The organism is Brevibacterium sp. LAARM3_SD1, assembly GCF_057364765.1.
Map to the genome: position 1 here is coordinate 68,060 of NZ_JBNFOL010000014.1, position 22,249 is coordinate 90,308.

Consider the following 22,249-nt stretch of genomic DNA (forward strand, 5'->3'; position numbering starts at 1 on the left):
TTTCGAGTACGCACTCACTCCAGTGCGCACTCAGCAGTTCATCGACGCGGTCGTACCTCGGCCCGTCAGGTCTACATCGGGTGCAGAGATCCCTGCACCGGCGGGAGGAACCATGCCACGCACATTGGCCGAGAAGGTCTGGGCCGATCACGTCGTCTCACGAGGTGTTGACGGTGCGCCGGACCTTATCTACATCGACCTGCACCTCGTCCACGAGGTGACCAGCCCGCAGGCCTTCGACGGACTCCGACTCGCCGGGCGCCCCGTGCGTCGCCCCGACCTCACCATCGCCACCGAGGACCACAACACCCCGACCTGGGACATCGACAAGCCGATCGCCGAACCCACTTCGGCCACGCAGATCAACACCCTGCGCAAGAACGCCGAGGAATTCGGCATCCGCCTGCACAGCCTCGGCGACGCCGACCAGGGCATCGTCCACGTCGTGGGACCGCAGCTGGGCCTGACCCAGCCGGGCACCACCGTCGTCTGCGGCGACTCGCACACCTCCACCCACGGTGCCTTCGGAGCGCTCGCCTTCGGCATCGGCACCTCCGAGGTCGAACACGTGCTCGCCACGCAGACACTGAGCCTCAAGCCCTTCAAGACGATGTCGATCACCGTCGACGGCGACCTGCCCGAGGGCTCGAGCGCCAAGGACATCATCCTCGCCATCATCGCGAAGATCGGCACCGGCGGGGGACAGGGCTACGTCCTCGAATACCGCGGTTCGGCCATCCGCCAGCTGTCGATGGAAGCCCGGATGACGATCTGCAACATGTCGATCGAAGCCGGCGCCCGCGCCGGAATGGTCGCCCCCGATGAGACGACCTTCGAATACGTCAAGGGCCGCCCGCACGCCCCCGAGGGCGCTGACTGGGACGCCGCCGTCGAGTACTGGAAGACCCTCTACACCGACGAAGGCGCGGAATTCGACGCCGAGGTCGTGCTCAAGGCCGAAGACATCGAACCCTTCGTCACCTGGGGCACGAACCCCGGCCAGGGCCTGCCGCTGTCGGCAAGCGTACCCAGCCCCGACGACTTCACCGACGAGAACGACAAAGCCGCCGCGGCCAACGCGCTGGCCTATATGGGCCTGACCCCGGGCACGCCGCTGCGCGAGATCGAAGTCGACACCGTCTTCCTCGGCTCCTGCACGAACTCCCGGATCGAAGACCTTCGGGCCGCCGCCGAGGTGGTCCGTGGACGGAAGAAGGCCGACAACGTCCGCTTCATGGTCGTCCCCGGCTCCGCGAAGGTCCGCCTCCAGGCCGAAGAAGAGGGCCTCGACGTCATCTTCAAGGACTTCGGCGGCGAATGGCGCTTCGCCGGCTGCTCGATGTGCTTAGGGATGAATCCGGACCAGCTGGCAGAAGGCGAACGCTGCGCCTCGACCTCGAACCGCAACTTCGAAGGCCGCCAGGGCAAGGGCGGACGCACCCACCTCGTGTCCCCGCTCGTGGCTGCAGCCACCGCGGTGCGCGGCACCCTGTCCTCACCGGGCGACGTCGCCGACCTGCCGCGGGATGCCGAACCCGTGGAATGGGCCGACAACCGCCTGTCCCTGAACCTGACACCCGTCTCGGCGAACGACTGAAGAAGGAGGACGAGCCATGGAAGCTTTCACCACCCACACCGGCACCGGCGTTCCTCTGCGCCGATCCAACATCGACACCGACCAGATCATCCCCGCGAAGTTCCTCAAGCGCGTCACCCGCACCGGCTTCGAGGACGCCCTGTTCTACCGCTGGCGGTCGAACGACGACTTCGTCCTCAACGACCCCGACTTCGCGAACGGCTCCGTCCTCGTCGCCGGCCCCGACTTCGGCACCGGATCCTCCCGCGAACACGCCGTCTGGGCGCTCAAGGACTACGGCTTCCGCGTCGTCCTGTCCTCGCGCTTCGGCGATATCTTCCGCGGCAACTCGGGCAAGGAGGGCCTGCTGGCCGCCCAGCTGGAACAGGCCGACATCGAACTCATCTGGAAGATCCTCGAGAACCACCCCGGCACCTCGATCACCGTGGATCTCAATGAGAAGACCGTGACGTGCGACACCGTCACCGTATCCTTCCAGATCGACGACTACACGCGCTGGCGCCTCCTCGAAGGCCACGACGACATCAGCCTCACCCTGGCCAAGGAAGACGAGATCGTCGCCTACGAATCCTCCCGCTTCGCCTTCAAACCCACGACCCTGCCCGCTAAGGTCTGACCCTCACCGCGGCAACCCAGCGCCACGATCCGACCTCCCCCGAGGCGGCCCACCGAAACGCTCGAACGCGACCTCGGGGCCACCTCGGCGAATGGGTGGGAGACCGTCGGCTGGGTTAGTCTAGGACGGTGCCCGCGGCAATCAGCGGGCACCGTCTCCGGGTGGAATCCTGCCCGGATCCGATCATCGGAATCAGGGAGGAACATGCTCGAAGTACGTGGGGGAAATCCGCTGGACGGCACCGTCCGAGTCCGCGGCGCCAAGAATCTGGTGCCCAAGGCGATGGTGGCCTCTCTGCTCGGTGAGACCCCGTCCGTGCTGCGCGGCGTGCCCCAGATCCGCGACGTCGAGATCGTCACCGGACTCCTCGAACTCCACGGAGTGCGTGTCACCTCCGGTCCCGACGGTGACCTGACCGACGGTGAACTCCACCTCGATCCGGCCGATGTGGCTTCGGGGTCCATCGTCGACATCGATGCCCATGCCGGTTCCTCCCGTATCCCGATCCTCTTCTGCGGCCCGCTGCTGCACAGCCTCGGTCAGGCATTCATCCCCGACCTCGGCGGCTGCCATATCGGCGACCGCCCCATCAACTTCCACCTCGATGTGCTCCGCAAGTTCGGAGCCGAGGTCGATAAGACCCCCGGCGGCATCATGCTCAAGGCCCACAGCCGCCTGCAGGGCACCAAGGTCGAACTGCCCTATCCCTCCGTCGGAGCCACCGAACAGGTGCTGCTGACCGCGGTGCGCGCCGAAGGCGTCACCGAGTTGCGGGGCGCGGCCATCGAGCCCGAGATCATGGATCTCATCGCTCTGCTGCAGAAGATGGGCGCGATCATCACCGTCGACACCGACCGTGTGGTGCGCATCGAAGGTGTCGACACCCTCCGCGGGTTCATCCACCGCGCCCTGCCCGACCGCAATGAGACCGCGTCCTGGGCCTCGGCGGCTCTGGCCACCGGCGGAGACATCTTCGTCGAAGGCGCCAGCCAGCCTGAGCTCATCACCTTCCTCAACGTCTTCCGCAAGATCGGCGGCGAATTCGATGTGCAGGAGTCCGGCATCCGCTTCCGCCACCCTGGCGGCAAACTCCGGTCCTTTGCCCTCGAGACCGACGTGCATCCAGGCTTCATGACCGACTGGCAGCAGCCGCTGGTCGTCGCGATGACTCAGGCCGAAGGGCTGTCGATCATCCACGAGACCGTGTATGAGAACCGGTTCGGCTTCACCGACGCCCTGCGCGATATGGGTGCGCAGATCCAGCTCTACCGCGAATGCCTCGGCGGCACTCCCTGCCGCTTCGGCCGGCGGAACTACCAGCACTCGGCCGTCATCTCCGGACCCACCGACCTCAAGGGCACCCGCATCGACGTTCCCGATCTGCGCGGCGGCTTCAGCCACCTCATCGCCGCCTTGGCCGCTCAGGGCACGAGCGAGGTCCACGGCATCGAACTCATCAACCGCGGCTACGAGAACTTCCTCGACAAGCTCACCGGTCTCGGTGCCGAGGTCTCTGCATGAGCCGGGTGACCGAACCGGAGGCGAACGACCACGATCTCGTCTCCTTCGACCCCGCAGCGGTTCGTTCCCAGAACCGCGCAGGCACCGTCGCGGCCACGGCGGCTTTCGGACTCATGCGCACGGCCACGAAGATGAGCATACGGGGCGTCGAGAACCTGCCGCCGGCCGGCACGGGTATGATCGTCGCCGCCTACCACGCCAACCACCTCGACCCGATCCTCGTCGGTCTGGCGCTCAAGCGCAACGGCCGGATGCCGCACTTCCTCGCGAAGTCGACGCTGTTCACCGGGGTGCTCGGCAAGATCCTCAAGATCATCGGGCAGATCCCCGTGCTGCGAGCCTCCGCCTCGGCCGGAGACTCCCTCGAATACGCGAAGGACGCCCTGGCGAACGGCCAGACAGTCGTCATCTACCCCGAGGGCACGCTGACGAAGGACCCCGACTTCTGGCCCCAGCACTTCAAGACCGGCACCGCCCGGCTCGCGCTGGAGACCGGAGCCCCGATCATCCCCGTCGCCCACTGGGGACTGAACACGATCTATCCCCGCGGGCAGAAGAAGGTGCGCTTCCGCCCCTTCAGCCACGACTGCGTCGTGGCCTTCGGTCCCGCCGTCGACTATTCGGACCTGTGGGATCACCGGGATGAGAAGAAGACTATGGGAGACCTCTCCCAGCGTGTGAAGAACACCGTGGCGGCGATGGTGGCCGAACTGTCCGAACGCGAACTGCCGCAGCGTTTCACGAGCAAGGAGTCAGGCGAATGAGCGTCGACAAGATCACCGTCCTCGGAGCCGGATCGTGGGGAACCACCTATGCCGCTGTCATCGCCGATGCCGGATTCCCCGTCACCCTGTGGGCCCGCCGCCCCGAGGTCGCCGACGAGATCAACTCCACCCACACCAATGAGCGCTACCTGGGTGAGCGCACCCTGCCCGAGAGGCTGAGCTCCACCGACGACGACATCGCCGCCGTCACCGATGCCGATGTCATCGTCCTCGCCGTCCCCGCCCAGACCCTGCGCGAGAACCTCACCCGGTGGAAGCCGCACCTGAAGCGCGGAGTGAAGCTCGTGAGCCTGATGAAGGGCATCGAGGTCGACACCGGCAAACGCATGTCCGAGGTCATCGCCGAGGTCGCCGAGGTCGACGAATCCCAGATCGCCGTCGTCTCCGGCCCGAACCTCGCCCGCGAGATCGCCGACCGGCAGCCCACCGCCACCGTCGTCGCGTCCTCCGACATCACCACCGCCGAGGTGGTCGCGGAGATCAGCGCGAACGCCTACTTCCGCCCGTATACGAACACCGACGTCGTCGGCGTCGAGATCGGCGGTGCGATCAAGAACATCATCGCCCTGTCCGTGGGCATCGCCGACGGACAGAAGCTCGGCGACAACTCGAAGGCCTCGATCATCACCCGCGGGCTCGCCGAAACATCTCGTCTGGCCGCGGCGATGGGCGCCGAAGCACACACTCTGTCCGGGCTCGCCGGACTCGGCGACCTCGTGGCGACCTGCGCCTCACCCCTGTCGCGCAATCGCACCTTCGGGCGCCACCTCGGTGAGGGGATGAGCCTCGAGGACGTCATCGCCCACACCTCCCAGACTGCCGAAGGCGTGAAGTCCGCTCCCGCCGTCCTGGCCCTGGGCCGCCGCAACGGCGTCGACCTGCCCATCACCGAGGCGGTCTGCGCGGTGCTGGGCGGAAAACTGCAGGTTGACGAACTCGCCGGATTGCTGTTGTCTCGGAAACGTAAGCACGAAGGACCACCGGCCTGAGCCGAACGACTCAGGCCACCCGCTGGAAAATTAGGAGCACACATGAGCGCCAACTCACCGTTCTTCAACCTTCCCGAACTTCCGACCTTCACGCTGACCAGCACCGACATCGAAGACGGTGGGGTGCTCACCGGCCCCCAGCTCTCCGGTGCCATGGGCGTGCCCGGCGGTGAGGACGTCTCCCCACAGCTGTCCTGGTCCGGATTCCCCGAGGAGACCAAGGCCTTCGCCGTGACCTGCTACGACCCCGACGCACCGACGGGTTCGGGCTTCTGGCACTGGGTCGTCACCGACCTCGGCGCCTCCGTGACGAGCCTGGAGACCAACGCCGGTGACCCGGCCGCCGACCTCCTGCCCGGCGGATCCGTGACTCTGCGCAACGATGCCGGCGAACCCCGCTTCGTCGGAGCCGCCCCACCGGAGGGCCATGGACCGCACCGCTACTTCTTCATCGTCACCGCCCTGGCCGAACCGCTGGGCATCGACGAATCCGCATCACCGGCCTTCGCCGGCTTCAACATGTTCTTCAAGGGCATCGGACGGGCGTGGCTGGAATGCACGTTCGAGGCCAAGTGAGCTAAAGTCTTTCAGTCCGCGCACACCTGAACCGGTGTGCGCACCCCGCGTCCGACCCCAGTTCGCGGGAGTACCACTTCAGCAAGGAAACTCATGGCAGACAACGATCACCGGCCCCTTGTCGCATTCCTCTTCGGAGGCCGTTCGAGCGAGCACTCCGTCAGCTGCGTCACGGCGGCCGGAGTGATCGGTGCCATCGACACCACTGCCTTCGACGTCCTGCCGATCGGCATCACGAAGACCGGCGTATGGCGGGTCGTCGACGACTGGGCGAGCATGCGCTTCGATCCGCAGGCCATGCCCGAAGTCACCGACAACGGCACCGAGGTGATCCCACCGGTCTCCGCCGACGGGGCACCGCTGCTGCACCGCGACGCCGAGGGCAACTACACCGAACTGGGTTCGGTCGACGTGTTCTTCCCGCTCCTGCACGGACGCTTCGGTGAGGACGGAACCCTGCAGGGACTGTTCGAACTCAGCAGCACCGCCTTCGTCGGCTCCGGAGTGTTCTCGTCGGCCGCGAGCATGGACAAGCACTACACGAAGTCACTCATGGCCCAGGCCGGAATCCCCACCTGCCCGTGGGAGCTCGTGACCGAGACGATGTGGGCCGCGGACCGCGCGGAGGCGGAGAGGCGAGTGGCCGCGCTCGGCCTGCCCGTGTTCGTCAAACCTGCCCGTGCCGGATCGTCCATGGGAGTCAGCCGCGTCGCCGAGGCGGCCGACCTCGAAGCCGGCCTGCTCGGCGCCTTCGAGCACGACTCCAAGGTCATCGTCGAACCCGAGGTCAGCGGTCGTGAGGTCGAATGCGCCGTGCTCGGCTCCGTCGTTGACACGGATCTGCGCGTGTCCAAGCCGGGGGAGATCCGGGTGAGCGGAGACCACTCCTTCTACGATTTCGACGCCAAGTACCTGGACCTCGCCGCCGCGGAGGTCACCTGTCCTGCCGACCTCGACGAGACGGTGACAGCCCGGGTTCAGGAGTTGGCCGCCTCGGTGTTCCGTCTCTTCGACTGCACCGGGCTCGCCCGCGTCGACACCTTCGTCACGGATTCTGGGGACGTCGTCGTCAACGAACTCAACACCCTGCCCGGGTTCACCCCCACCTCGGCGTACCCATTCATGTGGGCGCAGTCGGGACTCGAGTACTCCGAACTCATCGGCGAACTCATCTCGATCGCCCTGATCGATCACGCCCGCGCGAAGTGAGCTGGGGCGTCGCGGGCAGGCTCTAGCCGGCGATGTCCTCGGCGCCGACGCACTCGTTCTCCGGTGGGAGCTTCGACAGAGCCGGTGAGATTGCGGCGAGCACGTCGTTGCCGGACTCAGCCTTGCGGTTGACCAGCACTTCGACGGCCGGTGTGCGTCCGTAGCTGGTGAATTTCCACGTCGAATCGTCGTCTTCTGCCGGCTTCGAGATCCAATCCACCCCGGACACGCTCACGCACTGATCCGTCGTCGGGCCGGGAGGAGTGACTCCGCAGCGCAGCACCGCGACGTTGGGATCTCCCCAGGCCTTCGTGCCCTGCGACGAGGTGGTGCGCGCCTTCTGGCCCGAGATCTCATCGGGCAGGGTGAGCATGATGTCGGCACACTTCGGATCCGCCGCGTCCTTGGCCGGTTCGACGATGACGGTGCGCGAACATCCGGTCACCGCGAGACCCGTGACCACCGCGGCCAGGGCGACGATGGTGAGAGAACGACGACGGTGCGCGGGACGCGGAGAACGGCGCGTCGAAGCAGGGCGAGATCTCATAGGACTACCGTATCTCCCGATAACCTGGAGCCATGACCCGACTGTCCGAACTTGGCGAGTCACACATCGTCTCCCGCGTGCTCACCCGCAACCCCGAGCCCGCGCACGTGATCGTCGGACCCGGAGACGATGCGGCGGTGACCGCACCGGAGGGCCGACTCGTCTCGACCGCGGACATGCTTGTGGAGAACGAGGACTTCACCCGCGACTGGTTGGACTGGGAGCTGCTCGGGCGCAAGGCCGCGGCCCAGAATCTTGCCGATGTCTGCGCCATGGGCGCGGTCCCGCACGGACTGCTCGTGTCCCTGGCCATACCGGATGACACGGATATCGCCGACCTCGAAGCGCTGTACTCCGGGCTCTTCGACGAAGCCGAGCGGGCAGGTGCCGCGCTGGAATGCACGGTGCCGATCATCGGGGGCGATCTGTCGTCATCCAAACTCATCGTCATCGCCATCACCGCACTCGGAACGGTGCCGGAGGGTTCCGCGATTCTGCGCTCCGGCGCCCAGCCCGGGGATTCGCTCTATCTGGCCGGGACGGTCGGACGGGCAGCCGCCGGACTCGACCTGCTCTTCGCCGGATTGCGACGCGAGACCGCCGGCCCGGAACTGCGTCCCCTCATCGAGACTCAATTGGCCCCACGGCCGGACTACGGTGCACTGCGTGTGATCGGGGCGTCTGCGATGATCGACGTCTCCGACGGACTCAGCCTCGACCTCGCCCGGGTGGCGACCGCCTCGGGGGTGGGCATCGAGCTCGATAGGGCTCTGCTGGCCGACCTCATCGACCCGCTGCTGCCGGCGGCCGAATTCGTGCTCGATGCGCGGGCAGCGAATGGGACGGCTGCGACAGCGGAGGATCTGGCCCTGTCCTGGGTCCTGGACGGGGGAGAGGACCACGGTTTCGCCGCGTCTGCGCCGTCGCGTCAGTCCCCTGGAGTAGGCTGGCGGAGAATCGGACGGGTCCGCACCGGACACGATGTCAGCCTCGACGGCACACCCGTGCCGGCGAGCGGTTTCAGCCATTTCGGGAAGTGACATGAGCAACGCCATCAGCCTCAACGGTCGTCTGGCCGCACGCTGGGCCCGCCGCGCCGTCGACCGGCTGCGCAAGGAGCGCACCGAGATCGACGAGCTCAACGTCTTCCCCGTCCCCGACGGCGACACCGGCACGAACATGTACCACACCCTGCGTGCCGCCTACCTCGCCGTCGAAGAGCTCACCGGACCGGTCACCCTCCCGCACGTCATCGCGGCACTCGCCGCCGGAGCCGGACGCGCGCCCGCGGCAACTCCGGACTCATCCTCGCCGTCGCCCTGCAGGGAGTCGCCGATGCCCTGGCCGGAGTCACCGTCGCCACCGCCGACGCGATGGCCACCGCCCTGGAGACCGCGTCCGACCGTGCCCGGGCCGCCGTCGCCCGTCCCGTCGACGGCACCATGCTCACCGTCCTCGACGCCATGGCCACCGAAGCCCGTGAGCGCGCCGACGACGGAGCAGACCTGCTCGAGGTCATCGCGGCCGTGCGGGAACGCTCCCGATCCGCCCTGCGTGAGACCACCGGACAGCTCACGGTGCTGCGCGAGGCCGAGGTCGTCGACGCCGGATCGACGGGAATCGTCGAACTCTTCGACCTCCTCTACGCCACCGTCACCGGCCGCACACCGCAGGATTCGATGCTCGCCGAGGTGGCCCGCGCACCGAAGATCATCCACGAAGCCACCGCCGACGAACTCGAGATCGTCGCCGTCCTCGCCACCGAACCCACCGACTCGCTCGGCGACGAACTCGACCGCCTCGGCGGGACCTCCATCGTCATCAACGCGGCCAAGGTCCACGTCCACGTCGCCGACGAAGCGACCGCCGCGACCGTCATCGACCGCCTCGGCGAGTTTGGGATCGCCCGGCTCGATATGGAAGACCTGCGCATGCACGAGGAGGAGGGCGAGACGAAGCTCATCGCCCTGGTCAAGGGCACGGGACTGCTCATGCACAGCGCGCTCAACGGTGCCACGGCGCTGACCCCGGAGGTGGGGGACCTGTTCGAGACGATGTCCGAACTCATCGCCGCCGAGGACCGGGCGGTCATCGTCATCCCCAGCTCCACCTCGGCGCTGAAGTCCCTGACCGGGCTGGGCGCGCATGTCGTGCGCTCCCGCAACGTCGCCACCCTGCTCTCGGCCCTGGCCGTCTACGATCCCTTCGCACCGGCGGGGGAGATCTTTGCGGACATGACCGAAGCGGCCGCGGGCACCAGGGTGGGCACGATCTACTCGGCCGATCAGCTCGCCTCCGACCCGCCGACAGGGATGCTGCCCGTCGTCCACGAGGACGGGGAAGGCCGTGCGGCTGCTGGTGCAGGTTCGGGGCAGGGCACGGGCTCTGGTCTGGGCACGGCTGTGGCGGCTCATCCGGCGCAGTTCTACCGCGTATTCATCGAGGGCAGAGCGAAGACTCAGAGCACGGAGCTGCGGACCTTGGTCGAGAAGCTCGCCGATCGGCTGCTCGGGGCCGGGGGAGAGCTGCTCACCGTCGTCCACGGACCCGACTGCGCACCGGAGGTGCTCGACCATCTGCGGGACTGGATCCAGAAGTCGCATGGGACCGTCCACTTCCAGGACATCGATGCCAGAGACCCCGGGGTGCTCGTGATCATGGGGGTCGAATGACGACCCGGCTCGAAGACAACTTCCGCAAGGCCGACCGCACTCACCTCTCCAAACGCGGGGTGTATACGGTCACCGACCTGTTGCGTTTCTTCCCCCGGCGCTACCTCGTGCCCGGGGAGCGCACGGAACTCGGCGAACTGCCTCTGGGAGAGACCGCCATCATCCAGGCCGAAGTCATCCGGGTGGAGACGCGGCGGATGAAGCAGCGGAAAGGCACCATCACCGAGGTCATCGTCCACGACGGGAAGCAGTCGATGAAGATCGCGTTCTTCAACCAGTACTGGTTGGAGAAGTCGCTGAAGCCGGGGCTGACCGTCGTCTTCGGCGGCAAGGTCGAATCGTTCCGCGGGCAGCTGACCCTGGCGTCGCCGGTGTGGCTCAACCGCACCGAGGATGACCACGAATGGACTCCCGAGGACCTCAATTCCCCGTTCCCCATCTACCCCGCCGTCAAAGGCATCGCTCAGTCCCGGCTGTGGAGTTCGATCAAGACCCTGCTCACCGTCGCCGGAGACGAAGAGTTCGACGACCCGCTGCCGAAAGGGCTGCGGGAGGCCCACGAACTGCCGGATCTGCGCACCGCGCTCGAGGATATGCACCGGCCGCGGAAGATCGAGGATGTCGAACGGGCCCGGTTGCGGTGGAAGTGGGAGGAAGCGCTCGCCCTGCAGACCGAATTCGCCTCCCGCAAGGCGACCCTGGCCGCGGAGAAGGCGACACCGCTGCTCACCCAAGGGGCGAAGAGCCGCCGCTTCGATGACGACCTGCCCTTCACTCTCACCGCCTCCCAGGTCCGGGTCGGCGAGGAGATCGCCGAGGACATGGCCGCCGATCGGCCGATGCACCGGCTCCTGCACGGTGACGTCGGCTCCGGTAAGACCCTCGTGGCACTGCGGGCCATGCTCACCGCGGTCGACTCCGGCGCCCAGGCCGCCATGCTCGCCCCCACCGAGGTGCTCGCCGCTCAGCATTTCCATTCCATCCAGAGCCTGCTGAACGAACAGATGGCGCTGTCGCCGCTGCTCTCCGACGACGATCAGGTGACGGTGGCTCTGATGACCGGGTCGATGCCTGCGAAGGACCGTCGTGAACTCGCCCTCGACCTCGTCACCGGGAACATCGACATCGTCGTCGGCACACATGCGCTGCTGTCGGCGTCGACGATGTTCGCCGACCTCGGTCTCATCGTCGTCGACGAGCAGCACCGCTTCGGTGTCGAACAGCGTGAGGCGATGCGCGCCAAGGGCGGAGAGACGACCCCGCATACCCTCGTGATGTCGGCGACTCCGATTCCGCGCACGGTGGCGATGACGGTCTTCGCCGACCTCGATATCTCGACGCTCGATGAGATGCCGGCGGGCCCGAAGGACATCGCCACGCATGTGGTGCCGATCGTCGACCAACCGAACTGGTATGCCCGGGTGCGGGAGCTCATGCGGCAGACCGTCGAGGACGGGAGGGGAGTCTTCGTCGTCTTCCCGCGGATCGAACCGATGGACATCGAAGATCCGGAATCCGGGGAGGTGCTCGGTCAGAAGCAGGGGATCGAAGACATCACGCGGAAGCTGCAGGAGACCCCGGAGCTGACCGGCAAGAAGTTCGGCCTGTTGCACGGGCGGATGTCCGCCGCGGAGAAGGATCGGGTGCTCGCGGACTTCGTCAGGGGCGATATCGAGATCCTCGTCTCGACGACGGTCATCGAGGTCGGCGTCGACGTCGCACGGGCGACGATGATGGTCATCATCGAAGCCGAGAACTTCGGTGTCGCACAGCTGCACCAGCTGCGCGGACGCGTCGGACGTGACGGCAGCTCGGCCCGGTGCTTCCTGCTCACCGAGATGAGCGAGACGGACGCGAGCTATGGACGGCTGCAGGCGGTGGCCGAGACGCTCGACGGTTTCACTCTGGCCGAATATGACCTCGATGCCCGCGGCGAAGGCGATGTGCTCAGCGGGTCCCAGTGGGGCGGATCCTCACTGCGGCACCTGTCGATCCTCCGCGACTCCGAGATCGTGGCCGAAGCGAAGACGATCGCCGAGCAGATCGTGGCCATCGACCCGACTCTTGAAGCGGTGCCTGCACTCAAGGCCTTCATCAGGCGCGTCCTGCCCGAGGACGACGCCCACTTCATCGAGGCAGGCTGAGGAGGCAGACATGAGAATCATCGCCGGAGCACACAAAGGGGCCAGACTGACCTCCCCGTCGGGGGCGAACACCCGGCCGACGTCCGACCGGGTCAAGGAGTCACTGTTCTCCATGCTCGACGGCTACGGAGTGCTGCAGGCCGCGAACGTCCTCGACCTCTTCGCCGGTTCTGGCGGTCTCGGCTTCGAAGCGATGTCCCGGGGCGCGGCGCAAGTCGATTTCGTCGATTCCTCTCTGGCCTCGCTGCGGGCGCTGGAGTCCAACGCGGACAAGCTCGGCCTCGACCATTCCGCGACGGTCCACGCCGGGGATGTGCTCCACTTCCTGTCCGGACTGCCCGGACCCAGTCACCCGGAGTCACGGGTCTTCGACCTCGTGTTCATGGACCCGCCCTACCCGTTGGGTGAGGACGCGGTCACGCAGATCCTCAGTCGTCTGAGCACGCACTTGGACATGGAGTCCATCGTCGTCGTCGAACGCGCCGCACGCTCGCCGGAGCCGACGATGCCGGAGGGCCTCGAAGTCTTCCGGGCGAAGACCTTCGGCGAGACTGCGATCCACTTCGTCCAGCTCGTCGGGGAGTCCGACGCTGTGGCAGCCGCGGAGGACTAGAGCACGCTGGAGAGGAACGAGCGGGTGCGCTCGTGCTGCGGGTTGTTGAAGATCTGGTCCGGCGGACCCTCTTCGAGCACCTGACCGCCGTCGAACATCATCACCCGGTGAGAGACATCGCGGGCGAACTGCATCTCATGCGTGACCAGAAGCATCGTGATGTCCGTAGTCTCGGCGATATCGCGCAGCACTCCGAGCACGTCTCCGACAAGCTCGGGGTCGAGGGCCGAGGTGACCTCGTCGAGGAGGAGGATCTCCGGGCTCATCGCCAGCGCACGGGCGATCGCCACGCGCTGCTGCTGACCGCCGGAGAGGCGGGTCGGATGAGCATCGGCCTTGTCAGCCAGGCCCACGCGTTCGAGCAGCTCCTTGGCTTCCTTGCTCGCTTCGGCCTTGGACTTGCCGAGCACATGGACGGGCGCTTCGATGATGTTCTCGAGCACAGTCATGTTCGGGAACAGGTTGAACTGCTGGAAGACCATGCCGATGCGCGTGGTCATCTCACGCGTGCGCTTCTTCGGCAGCTCGACGCGCTTGCCGTCGCGCTCCTCGAAGGTCAGCGGTTTCCCGTCGACATAGATGTATCCGCCGGTGAGCTCCTCGAGGGTCATCACCAGGCGCAGGATCGTCGTCTTGCCCGAACCGCTGGGCCCGATGAGGGTGACGCGTTCGCCGGGAGCCACCGTGAAGTTGAGGTTCTTGAGCACGGTGGTCGGCCCGAAGCTCTTCTCCACGTCTTTGAACTCGATCGCCGGGGTCGCCGAGGCGGATGGTGCAGTGGGGGTGTTCTCAGTAGGTGGCAAGGCGTCGATCCAATCTCTGAATGAGCAGTGAGGTCGGGTAGCTGGCGATGAGGAAGATGATTCCCGCCAGAGTGAAGGCTTCCGTGTAGGCGAAGGTCGACCCGCCGAATTCCTTCGCCGCGGTGACGAGCTCGACGACGGAGATCGCGAACAGGAATGGGGTGTCCTTGAACATCGCGACTGCGTAATTGCCCAGCGACGGAATGGTCGCCCGCAGAGCCTGCGGCAGCACGATCGCGGTGAAGGTGCGCACCGGCGGCAGCGACAGCGCAGTGGCGGCCTCGAACTGGCCCGGCGGCACCGAGTCGATTCCGGCTCGGTAGCTTTCGGACATGTACGTCGAATAGTGGATGCCGATGACGATGAAGCCGATGACGAGGGCAGGCACATTGACCAGACCCGGAATGTCGGCGAATGCGTAGTAGACGAACAGCAGCTGGACGACCAGCGGGGTGTTGCGGATGAACGCCACGATGAGGCGGACGAGCCAGTTGATCCAGCGCGGCAGGCCGCGGATGGCCACGGCCAGGATGAGGCCGAGGATCGCGGCGATGACGGTGCCGACGACGGTGGCGATGAGAGTGTTGACGAACCCGCGGAGCAGGATCGGCAGCGCCTCGGCGGCGAATTCCCAATTCCACATCAGAGGTCACCTGCCTTCGTGCGTGCCGCATCGGCCCGGGCCGTGCGCCTGGCCTCGCGACGATCGGTGCGCGAGTTCGGGCGCCTGCGGCCCAGAGCGGCAGTGGCCCTGCGTTCGAGGAAGTTCATGAACTCCTGGAGCAGCCACGCCAGTGCGAAGTAGATGAGGAGGCTGATCGAATAGGCGAACATCGTGTCGCCGGTCGCCTGGCGCAGCTGTTCGGTCTTGTCGGTGAGGTCGGAGAGCGTGATGAAGGAGACGACCGCCGTGCCCTTGAGCAGCTGGATGAGCAGCGTCGCCAAGGACGGAATCATCAGTGCCCACGCCTGCGGGAAGATCACGCGGATCATGCGGCGGGTGGGGGAGAGGCTCAGCGCGATCGCAGCCTCCCACTGGCCGGGCGCCACTGTCTTGATCGACGAGCGGACCACCTCGGCGGAATAGGCTCCGTAGTTCAGGGCCAGGGCAGCGACACCGCAGGCCATGGGGTCGAAATCGACGCCGAGGAGCGGGAGAACGTAGAACAGCCAGAAGAGCTGCACGAGCAGCGAGGTGCCGCGGAAGAACTCGACGACGATGCGAGCCGGAACGCGCAACCAGGCGCTCGGTGAAGTCATCGTCAGACCGAGGATGAGTGCGATGATGACGGCGCCGATGCTGCCGGCGACCGTGAGGATGATGGTTGTCTGAACTCCCTCCCACACCTGTGGGAGGAAGTTCAGCAACGTCGTGACATTGTCATTCATGGTGCTTGGGAAGAACCGACTCAGGAATCAGCGGTGGGAAGTTCGCCCTTGCACAGCTGATCGGTCGTGATCGAACCGTCGGGGCGCTCTTCCTTCGTGAATCCGTAGTCGCCGACGACGTCGAGGTAGGCCTTCTCGTCGGAGACGATCTTCTCCAGGCCCTTGTTCCATTCGTCGCGCAGTTCCTCGTCATCGCTGCGGAAGACCGTGGCACCGGCACCGACCTGCGGCACTCCGTCGATCTCCTGGACGAATGAATCGCTGACCTCGACACCGGAGTCCTCGCTGTTCTTCGCCATCCAGTTGAGCGAGATGGCGGTGAGCGCGAAGACATCGGCGCGACCGGTGGTCACGGCGTCCATGCCGTCCTGCGGGGTGCCGACCTGCTGGGTCTTGATGCCGAGGTCCTTGGCGTAGTCGGATTCGATGGCGCCGGTCATGGTGGCAAGCTTGACGCCCTTCTCCTTGACGTCGTCGAGATTCTTCATCCCGTCGAGCTTGCCTTCCTTGGTCATCAAGGCAGTGGTGTACATGAACTCGGGGTCACCGAAGGACGCCTGTTCGCAGCGGTCGGGCAGGATCGACATGCCGGCCGAGATCGCATCGAAGCGATCGGCATTGAGGCCGGGGATGAGAGAGCCGAACTCGGTGTTGACGCCTTCGACGTCCTCGACGCCGAGCTCCTTGAACACGGCTTTCGCCAGAGCGACCGACGCTCCTTGGAGTTCGCCGCCCTCTTCGAAGCTGTACGGGGCTTCACCGGCGAAGCCGACAGAGATCTTTCCTTCGTCGATGGCCTTCTGCAGAGCGGACTCGTCGGAGTCGCTTCCGCCGCAGGCACCCAGTGTGACCGTCAGCGCGAGAATCGAGGTCGCGGCGGCCAGTCCCTTGATGGATTTCATAGCTGTCCCTTTCGTCGAACATCGGCACACCATGGTGACGTGCGTCTCTGAAACAGTATTCAATACTCATGTTGTCCGAATGTCACACTGTCTGACAACGTTATATGATCGTGACCGTGACGAATCCTCCGACTTCCGAGCTCCCGGTGCTGCGCAAAGTGGTCCGCGCTTCGACGATCGACCTCATCGTCGACCAGATCCGCAACGCCATCTACTCCGGTTCGCTCGAGCCCGGTCAGTCGATCAACGAGGTGCGCACGGCCGAGCTGCTCGAGGTGTCGCGACCGTCTTTGAGGGAGGCTCTGCAGCGTCTCATCAGCGAAGGCGTGATGACGCATGCTCCCGGACGGGGCGTGCATGTGAGGAGGATGCGCACCGCAGACATCGACGACGTCTACGCCGTTCGCGAGGCGATCGAATCGCAGGCGGTCAAGCTCATCGTCCGGCAGGGGCGGTCCATGTCACGGATTCGCCAGGCTCTGCGGGAGCTCGAACACGCCATCGAGGAGAACGTTGCGCGCACGATCGGCGATGCCGACCTCAACTTCCACCACGCGATCGTCGCGTGCTCCGGATCGGCGCGGCTGATCGACCTCATGAAGGTCTCGATGGTCCACACCCGGCTGCTGTCGCTGTCCGATCAGCGCGGCTACGAGGTGCGGTGCGACCTCATCGACAGCCACCGCAAACTCGCCGAGGCCGTCGCCGCCGGTGACGAACCCCGTTCGCTGGCGATCGTCGCCCGGATCATGGCCGAGGCGGCCTCGCGTCTGCACGGACCCGAAGACGGTTTCGAAGCTCAGGTGGTCAAAGGCCACGACGACGAGACACCCGCCGACGATCAGTGGCTGCAGCTGCGTGAGCGTCCGAACGATACGATGAGGGCATGAAGGTCGTCTGCCCCGGTTCCTATGACCCGATCACCATGGGTCATCTCGATATCATCGCCCGCAGCTCTCGGATGTTCGAAGAGGTCGTCGTGGCGGTCGTCCACAATCCCTCGAAGTCCGGTCGCTTCGACCCGGAGGTCCGCGCGGACCTCATCCGCCGTTCCCTGGCCGACGACGAGCGCACACAGGGTGCGCAGAACATCAGCATCGACCTCGTCTCCGGTGGGCTCCTCGTCGATTACTGCACCAGAATCGGCGCACCTGCCGTCGTCAAGGGCCTGCGGTCGGGCACCGACTTCGCCTACGAACTGCCGATGGCCCTGATGAACAAGCACCTGACCGAACTCGAGACGATCTTCGTCCCCGGCGATCCGAAATTCGAGCACGTCTCCTCCTCGCTCATCAAGGAAGTCCACGGAGGCGGCGGAGACATCGAAGGCCTCGTCCCCACCTCGGTGCTGGCGGCCCTGCAAGGCGATGCCGCCGTCGACGACGGCGCTCGCTGAGGGATGGGCCCGGCAACTCCAGCGAACCGGGCCTGGTTCCCAGGCCTCGTCATCCACACCGTCCTCGCGCATGCCACTTACAACGGCGTCCGCGTTCTCATCTCCTACCGCACCCTCGAGCTCGGCGGAACGGGAGTCGTCCTCGGCCTGATGACGGCCGTGTACTCCCTCGTCCCTCTGCTCACCGCTCTCTTCGTCGGCCGCCTCGTCGATCGGGGCTACGCCACCGCGGTGCTGTGGACGGGAACGGTCCTGTCGGTGCTGCCCGTCGCGCTCGCGGCCTTGGCGCCCAACCTCGGCGTGCTCCTCATCGCCACGATGAGCCTCGGCGTCGGGCAGCTGCTGACCACGGTCGCCTCCCAAGCGCTCATCCCGCAGAGCTTCCCGGCGGCGCAGATGACCTCGAAGTTCGGCCACCTCACCCTCGGCGTCTCGGTCGGCCAGACCGTCGGACTGCCCCTGGCGGGAATGGTCGCCGATGCCACCTCCGGCGATACGGCAATCACGAACGCGCTGTGGTTCATGACCGCGGTCTCCGCGCTCACTCTCATCGCTGCCGTCATCGTCATGCTCCGCGGCAGGACTCCGCACGTCTCCCGCGCCGACGCGGCCGAAGGCGCACAGTCGCCGTGGGCGCTGCTGTCGCTGCGGGGGATGAAACCGGCGATCTTCGCGTCCATGGCCACGCTCGCCGCCGTCGACCTGATGACCGCCTACCTGCCGCTCATCGGTCAGCAGAACGGACTGTCGGTGACCACGGTGACGTGGCTGCTCGCACTGCGCACCCTTGCCTCGGTGATCTCACGGCTCTTCATCGGAAGCCTCACGGCCAGGTGGCGGGACCTGTCTCTGTTGTGGACCGCCTCGGCGATGGCCGGCATCAGCGTCGTCCTCATCCCCGTGTTCAGCCAGCCGTGGATGCTCGGTGTGCTGCTCACGGTCGCGGGGTTCTGCTTCGGGCTCACCCAGCCGCTGACCATGTCCTGGGTGTCCGCGCTGGCCGATGCGAAGAATCGGGCTGCGGTGCTCTCGATCCGCTTGGCGGGCAACCGACTCAGCCAGGTCGCCATCCCATCGGCCGCCTCGGCGCTCACGGTGGTCGCCGGCTCCGGGATCGTGTTCACGATGTCCGGGGCGCTGCTCATCATCGCCGGGGGAGTGACCTGGCGCAATCATCACGAACGATGGTGACGAGGAACGGTGTTGGTGACGAGGAACACTGGCGGTGCGGTTCCGGATCGATTGGTAATGGCCGCCCAAGATGATTAGAATGGTGAGTCGCGTGTGAACGCAGGAGCGACATCCTCAAACGCACCAGGAGGACAGGGCATGAAGAACAGATCTGAATTCGTCTATGATCTCAGATCCATGGGATTGCTCGGTCAGCCGGGTGAGTGGGAACGGGTGAACACCACCTTGTCGGCTCCAGCGGATCTCAAGATCGAAGTGATCGGGGTTGCGGAAGGTTCACCACTGACGCTCGAGCTGATGTTCGAGAGTGTGTCGGAGGGGATCTACGTGTCGGGGACAGTCTCGGCGACGGCCCGCGGCGAAGACGCGAGGACGCTCGAACCCATCGAGCTGCCTATAGATGTGGACATCCAGGAGATGTACGTCTATGAGCAGGCCGAAGGGGACGAGGACTCCTACGTCATCGACCGGGATCAGCTCGACCTCGAGCCCGCGATCAGAGACGCCGTCGTGATGGCTCTGCCGTTCAATCCCTCACGGGATGAGAGCGAGGAGTTCAGCTACACCCTGGGGGAGGACCTCGAGGTGGACGAGGACGAATCCGAATCGCCGTTCGCATCATTGAAGAATCTGTTGGAAGAGAAGAAAGAGAGCTAGACGTGGCTGTTCCGAAGCGTAAATTGTCGCGCAGCAACACCCGCCACCGTCGTTCGCAGTGGAAGGCCAAGGCTCCGAACCTGGTCAAGACTGTGGAGAACGGTCGCGTTGTGTACTCGCGCCCCCACCAGGCCAAGGTCGTCGAAGACGCAGCCGGCACCCCGCTGTACCTCGAGTACAAGGGCCGCAAGGTCGCTGACGTCTGAGACTGTGGACACTGACACCACAGCAGCACTGAAGAAGAGTCTCGGGATCGATATTGATCCCGAGACTTTTCGTCTCGCGCTCACTCATCGCTCATTCGCCTTCGAAGCCGGTGGCATCCCCACCAACGAGCGCCTCGAATTCCTCGGCGACTCCGTCCTGGGCCTTGTGGCCACCGAGTCGCTGTTCTACGACAACCCGGATCTGCCCGAAGGCCAGTTGGCCAAGATGCGTTCGGCGGTCGTCAACACGCGGGCGCTGGCATCGATCGCCCGCCGGCACGGAATCGGCGAACACATCCTGCTGGGCAAGGGTGAGGAGCTGACCGGAGGCCGGAACAAGGACTCGATCCTCGCCGACACCGTCGAGGCCCTCATCGGCGCGACCTTCGTCTCCCGCGGACGCGAAGAGGCCTTCGCCTTCGTCCACCGCCTCATCGACGGAATGCTCGACGACGCGGTCAACCTCGGCGCGGGGATGGACTTCAAGACCACACTGCAGGAGGCCGCAGCCGACCTCGACCTGGGCACCGTGAGCTACGAGATCACCTCGTCCGGGCCCGACCATGCCATGGTCTTCACCGCCACCGCGATGCTCGGTGCGAACAACTGGGGCGCCGGCGACGGATCCTCGAAGAAGGCCGCCGAAGCCGCGGCCGCCGAGGTGGCTGTCAAAGCCATCCGCACCATCTACCCGGACTACCGGCGCTGAGTTCGCCTCTGCCGGTGGGTCCATTGCTGAGGTCGTCTTCGCCGACAGGTTCTTCGCTGGGGTCTTCCTTGCTGACTGATGGGGCGATGTTCTGATGCCTGAGCTTCCCGAGGTCGAAAGCGTTCGTCGCGGCGTCGACGAATGGACGGCCGGAACCACGATCACCGGCGCCGAGGTGGCCGATCCCCGAATTCTGGGCACGACGTCCCAGCGGCGCATCGACCCGTCCGCGGTCTCCGGGTTCGTTTCGGCCGTGACCGGGGCGCGCATCCTACGGGCCGAACGGCGCGGGAAGTTCATGTGGCTGAGCCTGGGGGAAGGGAATGAGTCCTCTTCCGGTCAGTCGCTGCCGCGGCCCGAGCTCGGCATCCTCGTGCATCTGGGCATGAGCGGCCAGCTGCGCATCCACTCGCCCGGCGAGGAGATCCATCGGCACACTCGGGCGATTCTCCACCTCGACAGCGAACGCGAATTGCGCTTCGTCGACCAACGGATCTTCGGCCATATCGGCGTCCAACCTCTTGTTCACGGCTACGGTCGGCTCGTCCCCGCCTCGGCGGTGCATATCGCTGCCGATCCGCTCGAGCCCGCGTTCGATCCGGAACGGGTCGTGGCGGACCTGGCGAAGAAGCGCACGGCGATCAAGGCCGCGTTGCTCGATCAGACGCTCGTCAGCGGGATCGGGAACATCTACGCCGATGAGGCACTGTTCCGGGCGGGAGTCCACCCTCTGGCGGTGCCGGCGCGGACACGGAAGAGCCGCCTCGTCGAGGTTCTCGAATCCGCGACGAAGGTGATGAGCGATGCCCTGGCCGTGGGCGGCACGAGCTTCGACGCTCTCTACGTCAACGTCAACGGCGAATCCGGTTACTTCGACCGGGCTCTGCTCGTCTACGGGCGCGGGGGACAGGAATGCGTGCGCTGCGGGACGGAGATCGTCAAGATCACCGTCGGCGGGCGGGGCACTCACCTCTGCCCGAACTGTCAGAAGCCGCCGCGGTACCGGTAACGCACCGCGGATCAGTAACCGTACCGCTGCTAGTATTTCCTCCCCTTCGCGGCGCTTTCTACCGTCAGTGCGCCATCACTCATCGCCGGCAGCTATGTGCACCGCTGCATCGGGGCGAAATGACGCTGGTGGTGAAGGAGGCCTGCTATCAGCGCATGGGGAATTGGTCTTGACCTGACATTCTTGCCAAATAGGCTTTGTGGCCGTCGATGAGGGCCTGTTGCGCCTCGGTGTGGTCGGGCGGCGCGAGTATGTTCGCGGGGTTCGTCGGAGACAGCCACAGCGAGTCGATTTCGACGATCCGACCGTCTCTGAGACGCGCGGCCGCCGCCAGCCGATAACGAGAACCAGGGGCAGGGATGAGGATGCGATCGAGATCCCTCCACGCAATCCGACGGGGTCTGCCGGTGAAGCCGCACCAGATGAACTCCTCGGGCGTGATCTCCAGCCGGGCGCGGGCACCCATGTGGAAATTCACCCACGCGCCGATGAGAAGGATGACCGGGCCGAAGAGGAAGATGAGAAGTATGGGATCGGCGAAGATCGCCAAGAGGATCACCGTGATGAACGCGAGTATCGCCATGACGACCAGCATCCAACCGATGAACTTCGAGATGTTCCCCTCGAGTCTGATCACTCTGTGCATCTGTCGACTTCCATTTCCTCAGAACTACCTGACGGCGGCCCAGCAACCTCGCGCGAGGTTGCTGGGCCGCCG

Annotated in this window: 24 protein-coding genes; 18 read left to right on the top strand and 6 right to left on the bottom strand. The window is 65.7% G+C overall.

All coding sequences use genetic code 11. The features are described 5' to 3' along the window. Positions 1-112 precede the first annotated feature (112 nt). The 7 genes from leuC (at position 113) to AC2W7L_RS09970 (ending at position 7,293) form a co-directional block, all read left to right on the top strand. Entirely contained in the window at positions 113-1,597 is a 1,485-nt protein-coding gene (gene leuC / locus AC2W7L_RS09940) for a 3-isopropylmalate dehydratase large subunit (protein WP_486004327.1), read from the top strand. A 16-nt stretch (positions 1,598-1,613) separates the two neighbouring features. Then, complete coding sequence (gene leuD, locus AC2W7L_RS09945) at positions 1,614-2,213, top strand: 3-isopropylmalate dehydratase small subunit (RefSeq protein WP_167197550.1); 600 nt, start codon at positions 1,614-1,616, stop codon at positions 2,211-2,213. 204 nt (positions 2,214-2,417) lie between these two features. Then, positions 2,418-3,734, top strand: a complete 1,317-nt coding sequence (gene murA, locus AC2W7L_RS09950; protein ID WP_486004328.1) for a UDP-N-acetylglucosamine 1-carboxyvinyltransferase — start codon at positions 2,418-2,420, stop codon at positions 3,732-3,734. After that, positions 3,731-4,498 (top strand): lysophospholipid acyltransferase family protein, encoded by a 768-nt coding sequence (locus AC2W7L_RS09955; protein ID WP_486004329.1) that lies wholly within the window; start codon positions 3,731-3,733, stop codon positions 4,496-4,498. Before murA ends, AC2W7L_RS09955 begins: the two co-directional genes overlap by 4 nt. Beyond that, the gene (locus AC2W7L_RS09960) at positions 4,495-5,508 is read left to right on the top strand and encodes an NAD(P)H-dependent glycerol-3-phosphate dehydrogenase (RefSeq protein WP_486004330.1); all 1,014 of its coding nucleotides are present in this window, start codon (positions 4,495-4,497) and stop codon (positions 5,506-5,508) included. Before AC2W7L_RS09955 ends, AC2W7L_RS09960 begins: the two co-directional genes overlap by 4 nt. A gap of 42 nt (positions 5,509-5,550) precedes the next feature. Further along, a complete protein-coding gene (locus AC2W7L_RS09965; RefSeq protein WP_486004331.1) occupies positions 5,551-6,084 on the top strand; it encodes a YbhB/YbcL family Raf kinase inhibitor-like protein in 534 nt (177 codons plus the stop codon). 93 nt (positions 6,085-6,177) lie between these two features. Beyond that, positions 6,178-7,293 carry a D-alanine--D-alanine ligase family protein gene (locus AC2W7L_RS09970; protein WP_486004332.1) on the top strand — a complete coding sequence of 372 codons (1,116 nt, stop codon included), beginning with the start codon at positions 6,178-6,180 and terminating at the stop codon, positions 7,291-7,293. Between the two features lie 22 nt (positions 7,294-7,315). Here AC2W7L_RS09970 and AC2W7L_RS09975 read toward each other — a convergent pair whose 3' ends face one another. Then, complete coding sequence (locus AC2W7L_RS09975) at positions 7,316-7,840, bottom strand: DUF3515 domain-containing protein (RefSeq protein WP_486004333.1); 525 nt, start codon at positions 7,838-7,840, stop codon at positions 7,316-7,318. A gap of 32 nt (positions 7,841-7,872) precedes the next feature. On the opposite strand from AC2W7L_RS09975, the gene thiL reads away from it, so the two are divergent. From thiL to rsmD, 4 genes are all read left to right on the top strand, one after another. Further along, entirely contained in the window at positions 7,873-8,880 is a 1,008-nt protein-coding gene (gene thiL / locus AC2W7L_RS09980) for a thiamine-phosphate kinase (protein WP_486004334.1), read from the top strand. Positions 8,881-9,159: 279 nt separating this feature from the next. Further along, positions 9,160-10,512 (top strand): DAK2 domain-containing protein, encoded by a 1,353-nt coding sequence (locus AC2W7L_RS09985; protein WP_486004345.1) that lies wholly within the window; start codon positions 9,160-9,162, stop codon positions 10,510-10,512. Then, on the top strand, positions 10,509-12,656 hold the full coding sequence (locus AC2W7L_RS09990) for an ATP-dependent DNA helicase RecG (RefSeq protein WP_486004335.1): 2,148 nt from the start codon (positions 10,509-10,511) through the stop codon (positions 12,654-12,656). The genes AC2W7L_RS09985 and AC2W7L_RS09990 overlap by 4 nt, the downstream gene beginning before the upstream one ends. 10 nt (positions 12,657-12,666) lie before the next feature. Continuing rightward, positions 12,667-13,269 (top strand): 16S rRNA (guanine(966)-N(2))-methyltransferase RsmD, encoded by a 603-nt coding sequence (rsmD, locus tag AC2W7L_RS09995; RefSeq protein WP_486004336.1) that lies wholly within the window; start codon positions 12,667-12,669, stop codon positions 13,267-13,269. Here rsmD and ehuA read toward each other — a convergent pair. From ehuA to ehuB, 4 genes are read right to left on the bottom strand one after another with little or no spacing between them, the layout of a single operon-like run. After that, positions 13,266-14,072, bottom strand: a complete 807-nt coding sequence (gene ehuA / locus AC2W7L_RS10000) for an ectoine/hydroxyectoine ABC transporter ATP-binding protein EhuA (protein WP_167197517.1) — start codon at positions 14,070-14,072, stop codon at positions 13,266-13,268. The genes rsmD and ehuA overlap by 4 nt on opposite strands. Beyond that, positions 14,059-14,715: an ectoine/hydroxyectoine ABC transporter permease subunit EhuD gene (gene ehuD / locus AC2W7L_RS10005; RefSeq protein ID WP_101544587.1), complete on the bottom strand. Its 657-nt coding sequence runs from the start codon at positions 14,713-14,715 to the stop codon at positions 14,059-14,061. Before ehuD ends, ehuA begins: the two co-directional genes overlap by 14 nt. Beyond that, positions 14,715-15,461 (bottom strand): ectoine/hydroxyectoine ABC transporter permease subunit EhuC, encoded by a 747-nt coding sequence (gene ehuC, locus AC2W7L_RS10010; RefSeq protein ID WP_486004337.1) that lies wholly within the window; start codon positions 15,459-15,461, stop codon positions 14,715-14,717. Before ehuC ends, ehuD begins: the two co-directional genes overlap by 1 nt. 20 nt (positions 15,462-15,481) lie before the next feature. Then, positions 15,482-16,363 (bottom strand): ectoine/hydroxyectoine ABC transporter substrate-binding protein EhuB, encoded by an 882-nt coding sequence (gene ehuB / locus AC2W7L_RS10015; protein ID WP_486004338.1) that lies wholly within the window; start codon positions 16,361-16,363, stop codon positions 15,482-15,484. A 116-nt stretch (positions 16,364-16,479) separates the two neighbouring features. On the opposite strand from ehuB, the gene AC2W7L_RS10020 reads away from it, so the two are divergent. From AC2W7L_RS10020 to mutM, 7 genes are all read left to right on the top strand, one after another. After that, positions 16,480-17,253, top strand: coding sequence for a GntR family transcriptional regulator (locus AC2W7L_RS10020; protein ID WP_486004339.1), 774 nt, complete (start codon positions 16,480-16,482; stop codon positions 17,251-17,253). Continuing rightward, the gene (gene coaD / locus AC2W7L_RS10025) at positions 17,250-17,759 is read left to right on the top strand and encodes a pantetheine-phosphate adenylyltransferase (RefSeq protein ID WP_486004340.1); all 510 of its coding nucleotides are present in this window, start codon (positions 17,250-17,252) and stop codon (positions 17,757-17,759) included. Before AC2W7L_RS10020 ends, coaD begins: the two co-directional genes overlap by 4 nt. 3 nt (positions 17,760-17,762) lie before the next feature. Next, positions 17,763-18,950, top strand: coding sequence for an MFS transporter (locus AC2W7L_RS10030; RefSeq protein ID WP_486004341.1), 1,188 nt, complete (start codon positions 17,763-17,765; stop codon positions 18,948-18,950). Between the two features lie 93 nt (positions 18,951-19,043). Beyond that, on the top strand, positions 19,044-19,607 hold the full coding sequence (locus tag AC2W7L_RS10035; RefSeq protein ID WP_228281272.1) for a YceD family protein: 564 nt from the start codon (positions 19,044-19,046) through the stop codon (positions 19,605-19,607). A 2-nt stretch (positions 19,608-19,609) separates the two neighbouring features. Further along, positions 19,610-19,813, top strand: a complete 204-nt coding sequence (gene rpmF, locus AC2W7L_RS10040) for a 50S ribosomal protein L32 (protein WP_025777330.1) — start codon at positions 19,610-19,612, stop codon at positions 19,811-19,813. Positions 19,814-19,817: 4 nt separating this feature from the next. Continuing rightward, positions 19,818-20,522 carry a ribonuclease III gene (gene rnc / locus AC2W7L_RS10045; RefSeq protein WP_167197498.1) on the top strand — a complete coding sequence of 235 codons (705 nt, stop codon included), beginning with the start codon at positions 19,818-19,820 and terminating at the stop codon, positions 20,520-20,522. Positions 20,523-20,616: 94 nt separating this feature from the next. Next, positions 20,617-21,531, top strand: coding sequence for a bifunctional DNA-formamidopyrimidine glycosylase/DNA-(apurinic or apyrimidinic site) lyase (gene mutM, locus AC2W7L_RS10050; RefSeq protein WP_486004342.1), 915 nt, complete (start codon positions 20,617-20,619; stop codon positions 21,529-21,531). 148 nt (positions 21,532-21,679) lie between these two features. On the opposite strand, the gene AC2W7L_RS10055 is transcribed toward mutM, so the two are convergent. Next, positions 21,680-22,177, bottom strand: coding sequence for a hypothetical protein (locus AC2W7L_RS10055; protein ID WP_486004343.1), 498 nt, complete (start codon positions 22,175-22,177; stop codon positions 21,680-21,682). Positions 22,178-22,249: the final 72 nt, after the last annotated feature.